A 17,464-nucleotide genomic window follows, 5' to 3' on the forward strand; every position below is an offset into this window, starting at 1 on the left:
GGTCGCGGTCATCGACGCGTCCCGGAAGGGAGGCGAATAATGACTGACAAGCAGCTCTCTCTGTTCAACAATCTCGATAAGGAGGACGCGTTCCTCATTCCACTGGGCCAGCCCGGATCGCTGGTCGACGAACTAGCCTCGGGTCCCCTTCATATACCTCAGGCCGTTAGCGATGTCCGGATTCGTCTCACCGTCATTGTTCGTATCGCGATCGAGGAGGGCGAGTGATGATCAATCGCGAACCCTCGACCTATGGTGAGGCCGAGCCCCTTTATCGTGTCAAGAATGGCGTCGTCGTTGCCGTATTGGGCAAGAAGCCGCAAGGGAAGGGTTGGGCAAATCGGTCGCCCAGCGAGGCAGAAATCGCCGAACGCCACCGCCGACACGGAAGGTCCGCATTCGGGCTGCTGTCGGGTACCGACGCCGGGAATAATAGCCAGCTAGGCTTCATCGATGTCGACCACAATGCGGCGGTAGCGTTTGTTCGCGCCTTTCTCGGGGGAGGCGCAGTCGAGAAGGTCGGCTCAAAAGGTGGAACGTTCTTCGTACGCTTCGATCGCACCTCCAAGAGCAGCAGAATCAAGCGCAAGGAGACGACGCAGCCGATCGTCGAGATCATGGCCAACACTGGTATGACGGTGTTGCCGAATTCGCCCCATCCATCCGGTGGGAACTATCGGTGGGTCGGCCGCTCACTGCTCGAAGTCGATTTCGCAGAACTTCCTTTCGTGTCACGCGAGACAATCGACACCATCAAAGCCGTCCTGGAAAACGAGCACGCTTGGGCCGTTATAGACGGTGGGGCAAATGTAGCTGGCCATAGCCCTATGTTGGCGCTGACAGCATCCGGCATCGCGAAGATGACTGATGACCTGCCACACCTCGCGGGCGCTTTGGGCGATCTCTTTCACCCCAACTACGCAGGCAATACCAAGGGCGAAATCCTTGGCATGCTCGAAAGCGCTCGCGCGAAGAATCTCGGGAGACGCAAAGTTCGCCCTTATGATCCCGGCGAGATTGGACCACGGCCATTGGGGTTCACCCCCGAGGGACTTTATGCCCTTCTCGATCCGGTCCGCCAGATTATCGTCCTCTATTCAGCTCAACAATTGTTGTCGACTCAATGCCTGATGGGGCTGGCGCCGTCCGGCTTCTGGCATGAGCGCTTCCCGGCAGAGAAAAGCATATTCAACGCGACGGGTGCCGGCGAAGCACTCATCGCCGCTGCGCGCACAAAGGGGCCGTTCCGACCCCAAAAAGTCAGAGGTCGGGGCATCTGGCGGGAGGGCGAGCGTATCGTCATCAACTTCGGCGATCAGATCGACAGCAAGCATTTCCTCTATCTTTGCTTCGAGCCGATCCCGTTGGCTCTCGGGAGCGCGTTCGACACTGCTCGCCTCATGACGCTCTTGGAAGCGTTCAGCTGGCGGGGTGCCCAGGACGCTATTTTGTTGCTGGGCTGGCTTGCCTTCGCGCCAATCTGCGGCGCATTGAACTGGCGCCCGCATGCATTCGTCTACGGGCCGCCGCGTTCTGGCAAGACGACCTTACACTACCTTGCTGGAGCGTTGCTTGGACCGCTCGCGATCAAGGCTGATGGCCAGAGCAGCGAGGCCGGCATCAGGCAGTCGCTCGGTCCCGACAGCTTGCCGGTTATGCTGGACGAGTTCGAGAGCGACCAGCGGGGCAATCAATTAAAGGCCGTCTTGCGGCTTGCCCGTAGCGCCTCGTCGGCCGACACGCCGGTTCTGCGGGGCACTCCGGAGGGCCGTGCGATGCAGTTCAGTCTGCGGACAACGTTCTTCTTTGCCGCCATCAACCCGCGAGGAATGTCCCCGGCCGACCAAAGCCGAATAATCATGCTTGAACTCCTGATGCATGACAACGACTCGGCAAAAGCGAAGTTTATCCTGTCTGAGGAGTTGTACTTCCGCTCGCAAGGAGAAGACTGGTGCAGCTATATGATTGGGCTCGCTGGCGATGTTGTGAAGGCGATCGACTTGCTGGAGCCGCTTATGCCCTCCGGCGATCGGCGGCATCGCCAGAATATTGCGACGCTTCTTGGGGCAGCCTTCGTCGCGTTGCACGGTCGAATACCTGAGGCGGAAGAGGCCGAATCTTTCGCTCACGAGTATGGGCCGGCTGTTGAGCGCCACGCTCTAGAAATCGAGCGTGACGATGCCCAGGAGTGTCTCGATCATCTGTTCGCGCATGCCTTCGATCGAAATACTCTCGGGATGTGGATCCCGAGGGCGTTGGCGGACTCTCTCGTTCCGCTTGCGCGCAGCGACGCAATTCATGTCCTGGGCATGTTTGATATGCAGCTGCACGATAAAGACGGGCGCTCGGGTCTCTTAATCCGAAATAACTCCCCCGCGATCGAAAAAATCTTCAAAGATACGCGTTGGGCAGATGGCGCCTGGCAGCGCGCTTTACGCAAGCTTCCCGGAGCCTTTAGCCTCAAAGATCCAGTTCAGTTCCGTTCATCGGGAGTGAAATCGAGGGTGATCGGCATTCCGATGTCATATGTTGCCGATCGAGTGACGCTCCGCGAAAATCCATAAAACCACGCTCGGACGGACGGACGTAGGCCAGGGATATATGGGGGAGGGGTATGTAGCAACTCGAGGCAGCCATATCCCCCTACCTGCCCCCGCACCGCGTCCGTCCGTCCGGCTACACTCGCCGATCGCGATTTCAACCTCGGCGAGGCAATAATGCGATGTATCGCAAGCTCCGCCGGGACGGCATTCGAGGTGTTCCCGAGAAGTCGTGGTTACACCGCTGGTTACAGCGCAATCGCTTCCAGATATTCCGCGCGCCGATGATTAATTGTGTCGGTTACATCGCCGTGATTTTCTGAGCGCTTTTTTCATTCTTCGAGGGCGTCATGACTTTCAAGGCCAACATCACAAAGCGGGTGCGCAAGCGCAAGCTGATCTCGGGCGAGGTCGTCAAGCAGCAGCGCTATGTGCTGAACTATGCCGAGCCACATTCCGGCCAGCGCCGGCAGGAGTTCTTCGAGACGCTGCGCGCCGCCGAGGCCCGCCGCGCCGATCTCACCGCCAAGGTGGCGGCGGACGCCTATGTCGACGAGCGCGCTGTCCCGACTGTCGGCGGCGCCATCGATCATTGGATCGCCGACCGCACTGGCAAGGTGAAGGCGAACACGCTGGTCGGCTACAAGGTGGTGGTCGAGCACATCCGCGGGCCCTATTTCGATGGGCCGGCAAAGGCGAAGCTCAGCTGGAAGGTTTCGGGCAAGCTGCCCAAGGGCTGCCGGCTCGTGCCGATGCTGGGTGATATCAAGACCAGCGAGCTAACGACGGCGCGGATCCGCATCTGGCACCGCGAGCTGACCGCCCTGTCGGGCCAGTACACCGCCAATCGCGCCAAGTCGCATCTGATCTCGATCCTCGCGCTCAACGAGGAGGATTTCCGGGTGCGGGCGCCGTCAATGCCCCGTGGTCTTGGGCGCAATCGCGTCAAGGTCAAGAAGGCCATCCTGGAATCGTCGGAGATCGCCACGCTCGTCGCGGCGGCGCGCAACGATCTCGAGCATGGCATCTACTACGCCTTCCCGTTCCTGGCTGGGACGCGCCCGTCGGAGCAGCTCGGGCTGCTCTGGGAGGACGTCGATTTCGAGGCTGGCGTCATCCGCATCCGTCGTATCCAGGAGCGGACGGGCGAGTTGACGGGCATGACCAAGACCGAAGCCGGCATGCGCGACATCCCAATGGGCGCGATGCTGCGAGCCATGCTGCTGGAGTGGCGGGTTCGCTGCCCGCGCCTCGGTAAGGAGCTGCACCGCGTCTTCCCTGGTCCCGGCCGGCTCCAGCCCTGGCCCAAGCAGGGGCGCACCGGTGGCGGCGGCCCGCTCCTCTATCAGAACTTTCGGCGTCGCTACTGGGAGCCCCCGTTCAAGGCGCTCGGGTTGCCCTATGTGACGCCGCACTCGGCGCGGCACTCATACATCTCGACGCTGCAGGCTGAGGGCATCGAGGTCGGGCTGGTCGCCAAGCTCGCCGGCCATGCCAACGCCACGGTCACGCTCGGCCATTACACCCAGGCGGTTCGCGGTGGCGCTGCCGCCGCTGAGGCGCTGGACCGGGCCTACGCCACGGCCAGGTAGAACGCGCCTGCATGTGCGGGCGTGGACAGCCGGAGACGGCGGTTCGGATAGCCCTCGCTAGTCGTCATCCGGGGTCCGCGTCGCCCGCTGTCAGTCTGCGTCCGGCGCAGCATCACCCTGTCTCGCGCAAAATTATGCGCCGCTTCTCCGCGTGGTCCAATCGGTCGAGACGCGGGGAGAGCCCTTATGGCGTACGACATCTGGCAGGACGGCCGCAGGCTCGAATGCGGCATCACGATCGGCGAGGCGGCGCGCATCTGCGAGCTCAACCATGCCGACATCGAGTGGGCCATCGAGGACCACGGCCGGTGCGATGATGACCAGGGCCGCACGGTCGTCGAGGCCGCCAGCCCCGACCCCGGCCCGATCACGGACGACATGCTGGAGTGCTGGTCGGCCGGATGAGCCCTCTTCCCCTCCACCATCGCATCGTCGCCCGCCTGATCGCGGCGCGGCGATCGCAGCGTATCACCCAGGCCGAGCTTGGTCGCCGGCTGGGCCGCTCGACGAACTTCGTCTTCCGCTACGAAGTCGGCGCCCGCCATCTCGACGTTGCCGAGTTTATCCTGATCGCCCGCGCGCTCGAGATCGATCCCTACGAGCTTCTCCGGCTGGCCGAAGCGGAGGGCTGACCGGCGCCCGCAGGCACGCGCGCCGCGCGGACATGCCCGCCCAGGTGCCCGCTGCCGCCGGGTATGTACCCGGAGCCCGCCGCGGGGCCATGCCGGCACACGTTGAGCCACGACCCGCCGCCTCAGGGCGCGTTGCTTCGCACCCCCCATCCCCGTGGGGTTGGCGTTCCTGCGGGAGGACCCGGGAGACAACCGCAAAGCACTCCCGGGCCGTACCATGGCACCGCCGCCGATGGCCGGCCGTGGCTCGGGTGAGGTCCGCTGTCCGGCCCATCTCAAACATTAGCGGCCGTCCAGCCCAATTGCCGGAAACGACCCGTTGCGGCCTCGCCTCGATTGTCGCTGGGATTTGCTTCCGTAGCTATTTCCGTCGCTGAGACGGATCGATCCGCAAATTGCCAACCAGGGTGGCAACCTGATCCAGAGCTTCGAAGGCACATCGCTTCCAAAGCCGTTCGCCCGCCGAAAAGCCAGTCAGGTAACCGGCTGTAAATGCAATAACGAGCAGGGCAGCCACCATGACGCGAGCCCTCACCATATTGCCACGACACAGATGCCGGCCCAGGTTGTGGGCAAGGATTCGCTTCGTCGGGCGCAGCATCATGAAGCCCGAACGCGTAAAGCCAGCCTTTCGCACATCTCAGAAAGTCCGGCCTATCGGTACAAATTCCGACATCGAATCCGCAAGCACGCAACGTCAGACGCGATGGGTTGTCTGTCGGGTCTGGCCTGCCAAAGGGCCTAGCTGGCCCTGGGCCGGAGAATGGGCATCCTTGGTCGGACTTTAGCTTCCGACCCAATCTGCTTGTGTGACACAACTTCGAGGCCCATAAACTACGCTCCATGAGTGACGCGGATGGGTTCTCACCGTGGTTTGCGAACGCAGGTGAGGCTTCAAATACGTCGGTCTGGATGGGCGGCGGGGGCAGGAAAAGCGGTTCATTGAACGCGAGGAGCCTGTACATGAGCGAATTCGCCATTTCGGACGGGATCACACGTCGACGCAGCCTGTCATTCTTGTGGTCGGCGGCCACACTGGCCCTTGCAGGGACTGCAGCGGTACTGAAGTCATCACCGTCTCAGGCCGAAACCACGGGCATGGACCGACGTCAGGATCGGCGCGGCGGACGTGACGATCGACGCACTGATCGCCGTACCGGCCGCACCACAAGACGTGAAGACCGTCGAAACTGACCGGCGAAGCTGCCGAATTTCGGGGCTCGACCCAGTTCCCGCTCAAGGCCGCGCCCCGGTCTCTCAGGCCGTTGGACGACAAACTTCGGCTTCCCACATTAGCCGACGTATTCCAGTTCGCCGGCGTGCTGCGAGAGTACGCGCTCGTGTTGAGTCATTTGAGCGCTTGTCAGCGGCGCTGCGTTCCCGCGGCGATCAGGGCAAGACCGTCGCCAATTTCGTTCAGGCGCCGCTGCGTATCGATCTGTTGGGCGACAGGCAGCAGGGTGCGCATGCACTCGGCGTGACGCGGCGAGGTTTCGCCATAGCCGGCCTGGAAGCAGGCCAGTTTGGTGCGAGCCTCAGTCGCCTGCTGCGCCGTCTGGCAGCCGCCAAGCATGAGCCCAGCCACCGTCATCATTCCCAACATCCTGATCGCCATAATCCGTTGCTCCAGCAAAAAAGCCGGAACGGAAACACGACGAAAATCAGTGCACAATCATGGGCTCGCAGCGTGCTCGATCAGCCGCGCATGCAGGAAGTCTGGATCGGCGGTTTCGCGGGCGTGATGAGCGGCAGCGGACAGTGCCGCGCGGTGTCGTGGCTGAATCACCAGCATAAACACAACGTGTGCGGTCCGGATCGCCCAAATCTCTGCATCGGCAGCGATGCGCCGGAGATCGCCCGCGACATCGCGCATGAAGCTCTCGCGCTCCTTTCGCTGGAAGTGCTGATAGATCAACAACGAGTGACCATCGCGATAGGTCGCGGCCAGCTCATCGCGATAGACGTATTTCGAGGAATTGCGCCGTCCCTTCGCGACTGAGCCGACCTCGACGCCGTTGTCGGGATCGAAGAAGATCAGATCGGTATCGGCCAGCACCGCGCTCGCCTGCTTGAACCAAAGCTGCCGCTCGAACAGTGTCTCGGGAACGATGGCGTTGACGAAAACCGCGCCCGGCAGGGTCTCGCTGGCTTCGATCAGGATCAGCCGGCGGGCGTCAGGCTCGTTTCTCACCCGCCGCAGCAGCGTGAACAGTTCGGGATCATGACGCTCCTGCTTCGCCTGATCGAGATAGCCGAGCTTGTTGCCGTCGCTGCGCCCGTCGTTCGGCGTCAGCATCCAGCACACGCCAAGCTTCAAGCCTGACCGGCTCAGCAGCCGCAGGAGCGCATATTTCCGATAGTCGTTGACGTCCCCGACATACTGCTCCTTCACGCCGCGCCTCCCCGATCGTCGATCCCGGAGGCAGCATGACCGAATACCCTATTTTGGGGTATCCGAATTTCGGGTCTCTTTGGAGCGCCGGTCCATCCGCATTGGGCGCCGGCTTTGGCTTCAACCCGCTCCGAACTCTACAAGGTCTTGCTCGCGGCGCTGATCCAGGCGCGCAAGGATGCCGGCATCACACAAGTGAAATTGGCCGCCCGCATCGGCCAGCGACAGACCTTCGTGTCGAAGTATGAACTGGGAGAGCGGCGCCTCGATGTGGCGGAATATATCGCCATTGCGCGGGCGATCGGCGCCGAGCCGTTCGAGCTGATGCAGAAGGCCGAAGAGCGGGGGCTGCGTTAACATGGAGCAGAACCGCGAAACCGGGGCGGCGGGAGACGCCTATGGCCGCCGCATGGGCACGGCAATCGCGCGGGCCATGCATCTCGAAAGACTTTCCGACAGCTCTAATGAGGTGAAGTGGCGGGATGGCTTCGCGGTCATCAAATGTTGCGGGCCGCGAACGAACTCGTTCGGCATCACGGCCCAGATGCTAGAACGGATCGACGCAGTTATCGTCGGTTGCGAGGATGAGAGCGGCAACGTCGAGATCTTCGAGCTGACCACCGATCGATTTCGTCAGAGTATGGTCGATAGTCGTAGTTCGAGCGCCGCTGGTGGACGAGTCAAACAGGTTCGCCGTTCTGTGGCCCGTCGAGACGGCGTGCGATTGTGCGTGCTTAGAGCAGCTGAACTGCTCGTTTTCGGCCGCTAATGGCGGTGGTCTCAATCGGTAATCGCAACACGCTACTTTTCCTTTGGAGATGGAGCGTGGGTGATGAAGCAGCGGCGGCGGATCTACTATTCGGCGGCCCAGCGGGCTGAGATCTGGGATCGCTGGAAGGCCGGCGAGTCGATGAGTTCGATTGGGCGGCGGTTCGATCGGGAGTCCTCTTCGGTGTTCTCGGTGCTTTCGCCGACGGGCGGCATTCGGCCTCCAGACCGGCGGCGGGCGCCGCGGGCGCTCACTCTCAGCGAGCGGGAGGAAATCTCCCGAGGGCTCAGCACCCGCCGGTCGCTGCGCGTGATCGCTCGGCAATTGGGCCGATCACCGTCCACGGTCAGTCGCGAGGTTCAGCGCAACGGCGGGCCGGATCGCTACCGCGCGGCGCGCTCCGATCAGGCGGCCTGGGACCGGGCCTTGCGTCCCAAGCCGTGCAAGCTGGCTTGCCGACCCGGTCTGGCCCGGACAGTATCCGGCAAGCTGCAGCGGAACTGGTCGCCCGAGCAGATCGCCGGCTGGCTCAAGCGCACCTGCCCCCGGGAGCCACACAATCAAGTGTCGCACGAGACGATCTACCGCAGCCTGTTCATCCAGACCCGTGGGGTGCTGAAGAAGGAACTGCTGGACCACCTGAGGGCCCGGCGAACGATCCGCCGCTCCCGGCACGCCAGCCTGAAGCGGAACGGCCTGGGCCAGATCAGGGACGCCGTCTCCATCAGCGAAAGGCCGGCCTCCGTCGAGGATCGTGCGGTCCCTGGTCACTGGGAAGGCGACCTGATCGGCGGCTCCCGGAACAGCTACGTCGCCACGCTGGTCGAGCGGCATTCGCGCTACGTGATGCTGGTCAAGGTCGCCAACAAAGACACCGGGAGCGTCATCACCGCCCTGATCAAACAGTCGAAGAAACTGCCCGGCGAACTCTATCAGTCCCTGACCTGGGACCGAGGCAAGGAGTTGGCCGACCACAAGCGGCTGGCCCTCGCTTCGAACGTCGAGGTCTACTTCTGCGATCCCAGGTCACCCTGGCAACGTGGCTCGAACGAGAACACCAACCGGCTCCTGCGCCAGTATCTTCCCCACGGAACCGACCTGTCCCTGCAAAGCCAGGCCCAGCTCAGCGCCATCGCCCGTCAGCTCAACGAACGGCCCAGAAAGACCTTGCTCTATCAAACCCCAGCCGAGAGGTTCGCCGAGTGTGTTGCGGCGATCAGTTGAGCCCGCCGCCCATTCCGGACACTGACAACGTCTGCTCCCGGGCGCTTCAGGAGCGCACTGGCTAAGGGCGAGCTTGGCCCGTTCCCTACTCTCGCTACGTCGGCGTTCGGCGGTCTGAACGGCACGTTAATGCAGACGCCGAAAGCGGTCTGGAAGAGACTCTGCTCCTGTCAAAGCGCCGGATCATCGAGAATCACATCCGCAGTTTGTTGATAGTGGCGCTCGAGCAATGCGACGGCGCGATCGACCTCCCTGTCCAGCACGGACGTCACGATTGCCTGGTGTTCGTCCGCGACCTGGCGGGTGGGGAAAGCACGACGGATCGAGATGCGTCGATAGCGATAGAGTTGGTCGGCCAAATGATCGCAAAAGCCGATCAACGGGGTCGATCCGCATTGGCTGATCAGCGTGCGATGGAAGATCCGGTGCAGACGCTCCCAGTCGGGATTGTCCTCAAACTGATCAGGATCCAGCGAGCGTGATGTCCGGCTGAGCCGATGATGGGCGACGACCAGCGCCTCTTCCCAGGCAGGTGTTGCCGCCTCCATCGATTTGCGCAGGGCAAGCCCTTCGAGCCAGCAGCGCGTCATCGTGAGTTCCCGCAGTTCCGACCGGCTGACTGGCGAGACCAGAAAGCCGCGCTGCTCCCGCGCCTCGACCAGGCCCTCCGACGTCAGCCGGTTCAGCGCTTCGCGCAACGGCGTCTGCCCGGCCTGATACGCGTCCATCAGAAAGCGCATCTGCAGCTTCTGCCCCGGCTTCAGACGGCCGGAGAGAAGATCCTCGCGCAGCTTGTCATAGAGGTCGAGAGTTCGGGTCGAGGGAGCAAGCGAGGTCATGCGAACGGTTTCGGCCTCCGTTGGACCGGACCCTGAGACCATTCTCAGGGCCGCGATTGCGGAGGGTGATCTGTACACGCGACGCCTCCTTGACATAATTTATAAATTTAAATTCCAATCGAGAGATTACCCATTATAAGAGACGCAAAGCAAGAACGTGCATTTTGGAGGGATGGAGAGCGATGGTGCCTGCGGCAGCCGATAAGCGGTACGGGACAAGGCGCTGCACATGCGGCGTCGATATCCATGCCCACATCGTCCCGGCTACCTTCCCGTCCTATCTGAAAGGTCCGCGGCCCACCGGCTGGCCCTCGACCGAAGCGGCCCAGCCCTGCCACCGGCATGTCGTGATCGACGGCCGCAACTACCGCACGGTGTCCGATCGCTGCTGGGACGTGCCCAAGCGGTTGAGCGATATGGAGCATATGGGGCTGTCGCTACAGGCGATCTCCGCCATGCCCGAACTGATGTCCTACTGGATGGACGCAGCCCCGGCCGACGAGTTGCTGCGCTATATCAACGATCAGATCGCCATCATGGTCGACGATTCCGCCGGGCGGCTGGTCGGGCTCGGCGCCGTCCCCCTGCAGGACATGGATCTGGCGCTGGCCGAACTGCGGCGCCTGATGGGAAACCCCGGCTTCGCCGGTGTCCAGCTCGGCAGCAACGTCAACGGCAAGCCGATCGGCGCGCCGGAGTTCGATCCCTTCTTCGAGGCGGCGGAAGAGCTGGGCGCAGCCGTTTTCGTCCATGCGGTGCGCCCCGCAGGGCAGGACCGGCTGGTCGGCCCGACGCAACTCCAGCAGGTGCTGGCCTATCCCGGCGAGGTGGGCCTGGCGGCGGCTTCCGTGATCTGTTCGAACCTGATGCTGCGCTGGCCCAGGCTGCGCATCGCCTTCAGCCATGGCGGCGGTACGCTCGGCCTTCTGCTCCCTCGCTTGGAAGAGGGGCGCCGCGTCTTCCCAGCCTTGCAGGACAGCATCGCGATGTCGCCGACGGAACAGGCGCGCCGGCTGTTCTACGATGCGTTGGTCTATGACGAGCCTACGCTTAGGCACCTGACCAGCCTGTTCGGCGAGACGCAGATCATGGTCGGTACCGACTACCCCTTCAATTTCCACGAGCGGAACCCGGTGGAGCGCATCGAGGCGGCCTTCGCCGACGAGGCGACGCGCCGGTGGCTGCTGCACGACAACGCCGCGACCTTCCTCGGCCGGAATGCGAGGCCCGCGACATGACCCGTTTCCCGATCAGCAGCCTGCGCAGCGTCGAGATCGACACGCCGGATATCGCCGTGTCGGAGCGCTTCTATACGCAGATCTGGGGTCTTTCCGTCGCCGCGCGGCAGGATGGCGTCGTCTATCTGCGGGCGACCGGCGCGGACCATCATGTCCTCGCGCTTCATGCCAGCCAGAGCCCGGAAATCCTGTCGGTAACCTTCAGGGTCGATGAAGACAGCGATCTCGCCGCCGTCGCCGAGCGCGCCGTCGCGCAGGGCGCGACCATGCTCGTGCCCCCTGGCCCCAATGCGGAGCCGGATGGCGGCATGATCGCCACGCTCGCCGAGCCGCAGGGCGGGGTCTACCGCCTCGTTCAGGGCGACCGGCACCATGCCGATGCCTGCGAAATCCGCGACCGGCCGTCGCGACTGGCCCATGTCAATCTCAACAGCGTCGATGTCGATGCGCAGGCGGCGTTCCATGAGAAGGCGCTGGGCTTTGTCTTGACCGACCGCTCGAAGCTGATGGCCTTCCTGCGTTGCAACAGCGACCATCACGCGGTGGTTCTCGCCGAGGCGAAGGCCAACGGCCTGAACCACATCGCCTTCCTCGTGCCCGACTGGGAATCGGTGATGAGAGCTTCGGGCCGTCTCGTCGATGCCGGTTATCCCATTGGCTGGGGCGTCGGGCGGCACGGCCCCGGCGACAATGTCTTCGCCTATTTCGTCGACCCCGTCGGCTTCGTCGTCGAGTTCACCGCCGAGGTGCTGCAGGTCGACGATGACTACCGCGTCCGTGGTCCCGACGAGTGGGTCTGGCCGCCGGGCCGAACCGACCACTGGGGCATCGCGCCGCCGAAACCCGACCATGTCAAGGCCGCCCAGGCGGCGATCACCTATCGCCCGGCTGCAAAGCCGCCGGGCTCCCGATGAACCTGTGTCAAAGGCAGTTGCGCAAGTGAGCCAGGCGGACCTTCCAAACCCCGACCATTATCAGGTCGTCGTCGTCGGTTTCGGCCCAAGTGGCGCCGTTGCAGCGAGCCTGCTCGGCCATCACGGCATCCGCAGCCTGGTGATCGACAAGCAGCGCGAGGTCTATGACAAGCCGCGCGCCATCGCGATCGACCACGAGATCATGCGGCTTTTCGACAATCTCGGTGTCGCCGGTCAGGTCCTGCCGCATGTCGCGCCGTTCCATGCCTCGGAGCATTTCGGCGCTGAGGGCCAGTTGATCCGGCGCATCGACACGGTGCCGGAGCCTTATCCGCTGAGCTATGTCCCGACCATGGTCTTCACCCAGCCGCCGGTCGAGGCGGCGCTGCGCGCCCATGCGCGGGCCTATGACGGCATCGAGGTTTCGCTGGGGACCGAACTCGTCGATCTCACGCAGTCCGACCATCACGTGACCCTGACCCTGCGGGCGGATGACGGCACCATGCGGACGGTCACGGCCGACTATGTCATCGGCTGCGACGGCGCCTCGAGCGGCATTCGCGAGCGCCTGGGCATCCCGCTCGACGACCTCGTTTTCGACGAGCCCTGGCTTGTGGTCGATGTGCTGGTGGACGATGTGGCGCTGACCAAGCTGCCGCAGACGGCGGCGCAGTTCTGCGACCCGAAGCGTCCGACGAGCTTCATCATCGGACCGGGCAACCATCGGCGCTGGGAGATCATGCTTCTGCCCGGCGAGGATCCGCGCGCCGCGCAAACGCCTGAGCGGGTCTGGGATCTGCTGGCGCGCTGGCTGACGCCGGAGGACGGGACGCTTTGGCGCGCGGCCAGCTACCGGTTCCACGCGCTCGTGGCGCAACGCTGGCGTGTGGGGCGTGTCTTCATCGCGGGCGATGCGGCGCACCAGCAGCCGCCCTTTATCGGGCAGGGCATGTGCCAGGGCGTTCGCGACGTCGCCAACCTGATCTGGAAGCTCGCCCGCGTGATCGAGGGCAGCTCTGGCGGGGCTTTGCTCGACAGCTATGAGCCCGAGCGCAGCCGCCATGTCCGCGAGTTGACGACCCGGATCAAGGCGATCGGCCAGGTGATCTGCGAACGCGATCCGGTCGCTGCGCGCGAACGTGACGCCCGCATCCTCGCCGAGGGCGGCGGCCAGCCGCGCACCATCACACGACAGGAGATCGTCCCGCCACTGGCGACCGGCCTGCTCACGCAGCAGGACGATCCGGGCCGAGGCAAGCTGTTCCCGCAGCCCTGGGTAACGACGCAGCAGGGACGCGCCCGGCTCGACACCGTTGCGGGCGGGGGCTTTCGGCTGGTGATCGAGGCTGCGCTGGCGGCGCGGTTGTCACCGGGCATGCTCGCAAGCATCCACTCATGCGGCCTGCGGTTGGTCGTGCTGTCGCGCCTCGGTGAGCAACCTCTGCCAGGCGCCGACGTCACGGTCGAGGAATGCGATGGCGTGCTGCGAGCCTGGTTCGCCGCCTCCGGGCGCGCCGCCGCGGTCGTCCGGCCGGATCATTATGTCTTCGGCACCGCCGCCGCCGAAACCGAAATGGCTGCGCTTCTCGACGAACTCGAATCCGGCCTTGCTCCCCTGCATCCAGCCCCGATGGGGGCACAAACCGCACCCGCCCTTCTCTGAGAGGACATGTCTTCATGCGTTTCGCGACTTTCCAACTTCAAGGCGCCCCGAGCTGGGGCATGATCGACGGCGAGGAGGCGGTCGATCTCGGCGCCGTGCTCGGCGAGCGTTACCCCGACCTCAAGAGCGTCATCGCCGCCGATGCGCTGGCCGAAGCGGCTGAGGCCGCGGCCCGGGCGCCCCGGCATCCGCTTTCGGCCATCGGCTGGCTGCCGGTTCTGCCCAACCCGGACAAGATTCTCTGCGTCGGGCTGAACTACGAGATGCACCGCAAGGAGACCGGCCGCGCCGTGGTCGAGAATCCGACCATCTTCGCGCGTTTCGCGAATTCGCAGATCGGCCATGCTGTGGATCTCGTCCGCCCGCGCGTTTCGCAAGAGCTGGATTTCGAGGGCGAACTCGCGATCATCATCGGCAAACCCGGCCGCTACATCACAAGAGCAGACGCCTTTGATCATGTCGCCGGCTACGCCTGCTACAATGACGGCAGCATCCGCGACTTCCAGCGTCACACCCACCAGTTCACGCCGGGCAAGAACTTTCCCGGCACTGGCGCCTTCGGTCCCTGGATGATGACGCCCGACGAATTGGGCGAGCTGCCCTCGCTGCGGCTTCAAACGCGGGTGAACGGCCAGGTCGTGCAGGACGCGACCTTCGCGCAGATGATCTTCGATATCTCGCACATCATCGAATATTGCTCCTCCTTCACGCGGCTGGAGCCCGGCGACGTCATCGCCACCGGCACACCCGGCGGTGTCGGCGCCAAGCGCACGCCGCCCCTTTGGCTGAAGCCGGGCGATATCGTCGAGGTCGAGATCGACCGCCTCGGAACGCTGCGCAACGGCGTCGCCGAGGAAGCCTGAGAATTCCGCTTTCGCCTGCAGCGTGGCTTCGAGGCTCACGAAGCGCGGGGTGAAAGCGCCACGCCATCCATCAAAAAGAGCCCGGAGGAAACGATGTTCAAGCTCTCTTGTCTGGCCATGACGGCCGCGGCCGCGCTCATGGCGTCGACCGGTGTTCAGGCACAGTCATGGCCGCAGCGCCCGATCGCGCTCGTGGTGCCGCAGGCCCCGGGCAACAGCCCGGATATTCTCGCGCGCGTTCTGGCCGACAAGCTCTCGCGCAGCCTCGGCCAGCAGGTCTATGTCGAGAACCGCACCGGCGCCGCCAACATCGTCGGAACGCAGGCCGTGGCCCGCGCCACCCCGGACGGCTACACCTTCCTGTTCGCCACCTCGGCCTCTCTCTCGACCAACCCGCACACCTTCAAGAAGCTGCCCTACGACCCTCTCAAGGACTTCGTCCCCGTGGCCATGGCCGCGCGCAGCCATCATGTCCTGCTCGTCAATCCCAACCTCCCGATCACATCGCTGGCCGAGCTGATCGCGCAGGAGAAGGCCAAGCCCGGCGAGATCAGCCTCGCGGTCGACAGCGAGCGCAACATCTCCGGCCTGATCGGACAGACGATCAACCGGCGGGCCGGCATCAAGATGGTGCTCGTGCCCTATGCGTCGGCAGCGAATTCGATCCAGGATACGATCGCCGGCCGCGTCCAGGCGACGATCCAGTCGGCCTCCGTCGCGGAACCCTTCATCAAGGAAGGCACGCTTCGGGCCATCGCGGTTGCCGGCACGAAGCGCCTGGCCTCGCTGCCCGACGTTCCCGCGATCGGGGAGACATTGGCGAGCGCCGATATCGGGGGCTGGTTCATGGTGATGGCGCCGGCGGGCACGCCGCCCGAGATCATCCAGACCATGGGGCAGAAGATCGGCGAAATCCTCCAGCAGGCAGACCTGCGCGAGCGGGCGCCGACATTGGGCTTCGATGTCGACATCGGCCCGCTGGCTACACCGGCAGGTGCGAACGCTTTCCTGGTGAAAGAGGTCGCCGCGATGGGTGCACTGATCAAGGAGTTCGGCATCGAGCCGCAGTGATCGAGGGCGCCGGCGGGGGTCGGCGAGCCCTTACTATGCCGGATCGCGATGTCTGGTTGCGGGCGGAATGCCAAGATCAGGAAGTCGCGATTGCCCGCCGCCCGAGGTATTGGCAAGCCTGCGAACGTTTGCCGATGAAGATCCGCGATAGGGATAGGTCTGAAGGGCAGCTTGTGGCGCCGAGGGGACGAGCCCGATCGATGGCCGATGCGCCTCGCTCACGCAGAGATGGATGCGCCCTAAGCGTGCGTGGCCATGCCATGCCGAGTGTCGGAGCGAAGGGTGTCCCTCGGCAACGGTCGTCACGAAGCCGTGTGCCCCGCTGGCTGACGAGATTTTGCCGAATAGCTTCAGTAGGACTGCAGTGAATGGGAGGCTCGTGGCCTTGACCGACGGGCTGCCACCTCGATCCACGGAGCAAGCGATGCTGCCAATGTTCACGACACGCCGCGGCCTGCTGGCTGCCGGGGCCGCCTTTGGCGCGACGGTGCTGACAGAGGGAGCGCCGGCCATCATTCAGCCGGCTCAGGCACAGGGATTGGCGCCGACGGGCTCGATGCGCGGGGGCGCCAACAATTACCGTCCGGGCGCGCCGATCGTGCAGCGGATCGGCAATGGCGGCTTCTGGATGTCCGGGACGGTGCGCCGGGCCGGCGATGGCGCGCCACTGCCCGGGATCCGCATCCAGATCTGGGCCCATACCACGGAGGGCTACGAGACCGATGCACAAAGCCACGGCGCGACGCTGACCGACGCCAATGGCATGTTCCGTCTGGAGATGCCGCAGATCATCCCGGCCTTCGGGCAGGCGCACGGCCATCTCGCCTATGACGATGCAGCCTTCAAGACGGTGTTCCTGCGCCCGGTGATGCAGAGTTCCCGAGACAAGAGCCTGAAGGCCGAATTCGTGCTCCAGTCGGCGTGAACCGCATCCCATCGATAAGGGCGGCCCTGATCTGGGCCGTGGTCGCGGGCGCGATCGTCGTGTCGCTCGCCCTCGCTGCAACAAGCCCGCTGCTTGCATGGCGTGGGCCGATCTATGTCGTGGCCGGTTTTGCTGGCGTCGTGGCACTGGCGCTCGTTCTGCTGCAGCCTCTGCTCGCGGCCGGATACCTGCCTGGGCTCCCGGTCCCGCGCGGGCGTCGGGTGCATCGCTGGGTCGGCCCCGCGCTTGTCGGGGCGATCATCATTCACGTCGCCGGGCTGTGGCTGACCAGCCCGCCCGACGTCGTCGACGCGCTTCTCTTCAACTCGCCGACGCCTTTTTCGGCTTGGGGGGTCGTCGCCATGTGGGCCGCATTCGCCGCGGCGCTGCTCGCCGCGCTGCGCCGGCCCCTGCGCATCAGGCCGCGAGCCTGGCGTCTCGGCCATACCGGGCTCGTGGTGCTGGTCGTGCTCGGCGGGGTCGTCCACGCTCTGCTGATCGAGGGGACGATGGGGAGCGTCTCCAAGCTCGTGCTCTGCGCTCTCGTCGTCTCCGCCACCGCGGTCGCGCTGTTCGATCTTCGCGCCTGGATGTTGCTGACACGGCGAAAGCCGCAGGACCGGCGCCTATGATCCTCGCGGCTCCCAGCGAGCCCGCAGCGGGCTAACGGCCCTCCAGCCACCCCGTCGGACGCGTGCGCGGCAGCGCGAGGGGCCAAGGCGATGAGCGAAGAGCGTGACTGCCGCCGTGGGTTGGACGCTCACAGCCGCGAATCGTTGATCGGATACGTCCGCTTTCCGGC

The 17,464-nt window shown here is 64.4% G+C and carries 18 protein-coding genes; 15 read left to right on the forward strand and 3 right to left on the reverse strand.

The features are described from left to right. Nucleotides 1-39 precede the first annotated feature (39 nt). From NWE53_RS17265 to NWE53_RS17285, 5 genes are all read left to right on the forward strand, one after another. Nucleotides 40-228 (forward strand): hypothetical protein, encoded by a 189-nt coding sequence (locus tag NWE53_RS17265; RefSeq protein ID WP_265050608.1) that lies wholly within the window; start codon nucleotides 40-42, stop codon nucleotides 226-228. Then, the gene (locus NWE53_RS17270; protein WP_265050609.1) at nucleotides 228-2,564 is read left to right on the forward strand and encodes a bifunctional DNA primase/polymerase; all 2,337 of its coding nucleotides are present in this window, start codon (nucleotides 228-230) and stop codon (nucleotides 2,562-2,564) included. Before NWE53_RS17265 ends, NWE53_RS17270 begins: the two co-directional genes overlap by 1 nt. A gap of 326 nt (nucleotides 2,565-2,890) precedes the next feature. Beyond that, entirely contained in the window at nucleotides 2,891-4,132 is a 1,242-nt protein-coding gene (locus NWE53_RS17275) for a site-specific integrase (RefSeq protein WP_265050610.1), read from the forward strand. Between the two features lie 186 nt (nucleotides 4,133-4,318). Then, nucleotides 4,319-4,537: a protein kinase family protein gene (locus NWE53_RS17280; RefSeq protein ID WP_265050611.1), complete on the forward strand. Its 219-nt coding sequence runs from the start codon at nucleotides 4,319-4,321 to the stop codon at nucleotides 4,535-4,537. Further along, on the forward strand, nucleotides 4,534-4,764 hold the full coding sequence (locus tag NWE53_RS17285; protein ID WP_265050612.1) for a helix-turn-helix domain-containing protein: 231 nt from the start codon (nucleotides 4,534-4,536) through the stop codon (nucleotides 4,762-4,764). The genes NWE53_RS17280 and NWE53_RS17285 overlap by 4 nt, the downstream gene beginning before the upstream one ends. Before the next feature lie 1,363 nt (nucleotides 4,765-6,127). Here the strand turns inward: NWE53_RS17285 and NWE53_RS17290 are convergent. Then, entirely contained in the window at nucleotides 6,128-6,379 is a 252-nt protein-coding gene (locus tag NWE53_RS17290) for a hypothetical protein (protein WP_265050613.1), read from the reverse strand. A gap of 57 nt (nucleotides 6,380-6,436) precedes the next feature. Further along, a complete protein-coding gene (locus NWE53_RS17295) occupies nucleotides 6,437-7,156 on the reverse strand; it encodes a hypothetical protein (protein WP_265050614.1) in 720 nt (239 codons plus the stop codon). Nucleotides 7,157-7,303: 147 nt separating this feature from the next. Here NWE53_RS17295 and NWE53_RS17300 point away from each other — a divergent pair, with 147 nt between their 5' ends. The 3 genes from NWE53_RS17300 to NWE53_RS17310 all read left to right on the forward strand — a co-directional run bounded on the left by NWE53_RS17300 (nucleotide 7,304) and on the right by NWE53_RS17310 (nucleotide 9,149). Next, entirely contained in the window at nucleotides 7,304-7,513 is a 210-nt protein-coding gene (locus NWE53_RS17300) for a helix-turn-helix domain-containing protein (RefSeq protein ID WP_265050615.1), read from the forward strand. Between the two features lies 1 nt (nucleotide 7,514). Further along, nucleotides 7,515-7,925: a hypothetical protein gene (locus tag NWE53_RS17305; protein WP_265050616.1), complete on the forward strand. Its 411-nt coding sequence runs from the start codon at nucleotides 7,515-7,517 to the stop codon at nucleotides 7,923-7,925. 63 nt (nucleotides 7,926-7,988) lie between these two features. Then, a complete protein-coding gene (locus tag NWE53_RS17310; RefSeq protein ID WP_265050617.1) occupies nucleotides 7,989-9,149 on the forward strand; it encodes an IS30 family transposase in 1,161 nt (386 codons plus the stop codon). A 170-nt stretch (nucleotides 9,150-9,319) separates the two neighbouring features. On the opposite strand, the gene NWE53_RS17315 is transcribed toward NWE53_RS17310, so the two are convergent. Further along, the gene (locus NWE53_RS17315) at nucleotides 9,320-9,988 is read right to left on the reverse strand and encodes a GntR family transcriptional regulator (RefSeq protein ID WP_265050618.1); all 669 of its coding nucleotides are present in this window, start codon (nucleotides 9,986-9,988) and stop codon (nucleotides 9,320-9,322) included. 182 nt (nucleotides 9,989-10,170) lie between these two features. Between NWE53_RS17315 and NWE53_RS17320 the strand changes: the two genes are divergently transcribed. From NWE53_RS17320 to NWE53_RS17350, 7 genes are all read left to right on the forward strand, one after another. Continuing rightward, nucleotides 10,171-11,226 (forward strand): amidohydrolase family protein, encoded by a 1,056-nt coding sequence (locus tag NWE53_RS17320; protein WP_265050619.1) that lies wholly within the window; start codon nucleotides 10,171-10,173, stop codon nucleotides 11,224-11,226. Next, on the forward strand, nucleotides 11,223-12,140 hold the full coding sequence (locus tag NWE53_RS17325; protein ID WP_265050620.1) for a VOC family protein: 918 nt from the start codon (nucleotides 11,223-11,225) through the stop codon (nucleotides 12,138-12,140). The genes NWE53_RS17320 and NWE53_RS17325 overlap by 4 nt, the downstream gene beginning before the upstream one ends. A gap of 25 nt (nucleotides 12,141-12,165) precedes the next feature. Beyond that, nucleotides 12,166-13,803 (forward strand): bifunctional 3-(3-hydroxy-phenyl)propionate/3-hydroxycinnamic acid hydroxylase, encoded by a 1,638-nt coding sequence (locus NWE53_RS17330; protein WP_265050621.1) that lies wholly within the window; start codon nucleotides 12,166-12,168, stop codon nucleotides 13,801-13,803. 14 nt (nucleotides 13,804-13,817) lie between these two features. Continuing rightward, on the forward strand, nucleotides 13,818-14,666 hold the full coding sequence (locus NWE53_RS17335) for a fumarylacetoacetate hydrolase family protein (protein WP_265050622.1): 849 nt from the start codon (nucleotides 13,818-13,820) through the stop codon (nucleotides 14,664-14,666). A gap of 93 nt (nucleotides 14,667-14,759) precedes the next feature. After that, complete coding sequence (locus tag NWE53_RS17340; RefSeq protein WP_265050623.1) at nucleotides 14,760-15,737, forward strand: Bug family tripartite tricarboxylate transporter substrate binding protein; 978 nt, start codon at nucleotides 14,760-14,762, stop codon at nucleotides 15,735-15,737. A gap of 424 nt (nucleotides 15,738-16,161) precedes the next feature. Continuing rightward, on the forward strand, nucleotides 16,162-16,662 hold the full coding sequence (locus tag NWE53_RS17345) for a peptidase associated/transthyretin-like domain-containing protein (RefSeq protein ID WP_265050624.1): 501 nt from the start codon (nucleotides 16,162-16,164) through the stop codon (nucleotides 16,660-16,662). Nucleotides 16,663-16,667: 5 nt separating this feature from the next. Then, nucleotides 16,668-17,294: a ferric reductase-like transmembrane domain-containing protein gene (locus tag NWE53_RS17350; protein ID WP_265054935.1), complete on the forward strand. Its 627-nt coding sequence runs from the start codon at nucleotides 16,668-16,670 to the stop codon at nucleotides 17,292-17,294. Nucleotides 17,295-17,464 lie beyond the last annotated feature (170 nt).

The sequence above is a fragment of the Bosea sp. NBC_00550 genome (assembly GCF_026020075.1).
In the GTDB taxonomy this organism is placed as follows: Bacteria; Pseudomonadota; Alphaproteobacteria; order Rhizobiales; family Beijerinckiaceae; genus Allobosea.

What these genes read in the sequence shown, in the direction of transcription:
- NWE53_RS17345 (WP_265050624.1), top strand. Translation starts at nt 16,162, where the DNA reads ATGCTGCCAATGTTCACGACACGCCGCGGCCTGCTGGCTGCCGGGGCC.
- NWE53_RS17265 (WP_265050608.1), top strand. Translation starts at nt 40, where the DNA reads ATGACTGACAAGCAGCTCTCTCTGTTCAACAATCTCGATAAGGAGGAC.
- NWE53_RS17320 (WP_265050619.1), top strand. Translation starts at nt 10,171, where the DNA reads ATGGTGCCTGCGGCAGCCGATAAGCGGTACGGGACAAGGCGCTGCACA.
- NWE53_RS17290 (WP_265050613.1), bottom strand. Translation starts at nt 6,379, where the DNA reads ATGGCGATCAGGATGTTGGGAATGATGACGGTGGCTGGGCTCATGCTT.
- NWE53_RS17315 (WP_265050618.1), bottom strand. Translation starts at nt 9,988, where the DNA reads ATGACCTCGCTTGCTCCCTCGACCCGAACTCTCGACCTCTATGACAAG.
- NWE53_RS17335 (WP_265050622.1), top strand. Translation starts at nt 13,818, where the DNA reads ATGCGTTTCGCGACTTTCCAACTTCAAGGCGCCCCGAGCTGGGGCATG.
- NWE53_RS17270 (WP_265050609.1), top strand. Translation starts at nt 228, where the DNA reads ATGATCAATCGCGAACCCTCGACCTATGGTGAGGCCGAGCCCCTTTAT.
- NWE53_RS17305 (WP_265050616.1), top strand. Translation starts at nt 7,515, where the DNA reads ATGGAGCAGAACCGCGAAACCGGGGCGGCGGGAGACGCCTATGGCCGC.
- NWE53_RS17275 (WP_265050610.1), top strand. Translation starts at nt 2,891, where the DNA reads ATGACTTTCAAGGCCAACATCACAAAGCGGGTGCGCAAGCGCAAGCTG.
- NWE53_RS17280 (WP_265050611.1), top strand. Translation starts at nt 4,319, where the DNA reads ATGGCGTACGACATCTGGCAGGACGGCCGCAGGCTCGAATGCGGCATC.
- NWE53_RS17325 (WP_265050620.1), top strand. Translation starts at nt 11,223, where the DNA reads ATGACCCGTTTCCCGATCAGCAGCCTGCGCAGCGTCGAGATCGACACG.
- NWE53_RS17285 (WP_265050612.1), top strand. Translation starts at nt 4,534, where the DNA reads ATGAGCCCTCTTCCCCTCCACCATCGCATCGTCGCCCGCCTGATCGCG.
- NWE53_RS17310 (WP_265050617.1), top strand. Translation starts at nt 7,989, where the DNA reads ATGAAGCAGCGGCGGCGGATCTACTATTCGGCGGCCCAGCGGGCTGAG.
- NWE53_RS17340 (WP_265050623.1), top strand. Translation starts at nt 14,760, where the DNA reads ATGTTCAAGCTCTCTTGTCTGGCCATGACGGCCGCGGCCGCGCTCATG.